At 73.5% G+C, this 923-nt stretch carries 1 protein-coding gene; it reads right to left on the bottom strand.

Features of this window, described 5'->3' with window-relative positions; translation table 11 throughout:
- Window positions 1-923: YncE family protein (locus F6Q13_RS17270; RefSeq protein ID WP_367141354.1), on the bottom strand; the 923-nt coding region annotated here is incomplete at both ends.

Consider the following 923-nt stretch of genomic DNA (forward strand, 5'->3'; position numbering starts at 1 on the left):
TCGATGGTGGCCACCACAGTGTCGTTGGCGGGGTTGATCACCCACACGCTATTACTCCCCGAGTTGGTGACGTAGACATCCCCGGCTCCGGTGACCCCGTCGGGGGCGACCGCTACCCCGGTCGGCTCGCTAGCGACGTCGATAGTGGCAGTAACGGTACTGGTGCTGGGATCGATCACCGAGACATCACCAGAGCCGTAATTGGCCACATAGACATCACCCGCGCCGGTGACGCCGCCAGGGGCGACCGTCACCCAATACGGATATTTGCCTACCGTTAGACCGGCGCTCGTACCCCCAACGCGTCCGCCGGTCCCGCCGGCCCCGCCGGCCCCCCCGGCTCCGCCCTGACCCCCGATGGCGCCGACCGGACTGCCACCGGGGCTGCCTTTTTCGCCTGGGCTGCCGGCAGCCACAGTGCTGGAGCCGCCGTCACCGCCGTTACCGCCGGCGCCGCCGTCACCGCTTTCGGTGCCACCGAGCCCGCCGTTGCCGCCGAGCCCGCCGTTGCCGCCCAGCCCGCCGGTGCCGCCGTTGGTGCCGGCACCGGCGTCGCCGCCGGTGACACCGGCGGTGCCGGTCAGACCCTGACCACCTTGGCCGCCGGTGCCGCCGGCCCCACCATCACCGTTGGCGCCGGCGTCACCACCGTTACCGCCGGTGCCGCCGGTACCGGCGGTGGGGTCATCGACGGTGGCGTTGGCCCCGACACCGCCGGCGCCGCCAGCACCACCGTTGTCGGTGAACCCGGCCGCGCCGTCACCACCGTTACCGCCGGTGCCGCCGTTGCCGCTGTTGTAGGCGAAGTCGCCGGCCGCGCCGGTCCCACCGGCGCCGCCGTTGCCGCCCACATCCGAGACGGTGCCGTTGGCGCCGGCGCTGCCGGCGGTCCCGCCGGTGCCACCAGTACCCGCGGCCCCGCC

The organism is Mycobacterium sp., assembly GCF_008709575.1.
Taxonomy (GTDB): Bacteria; Actinomycetota; Actinomycetes; order Mycobacteriales; family Mycobacteriaceae; genus Mycobacterium.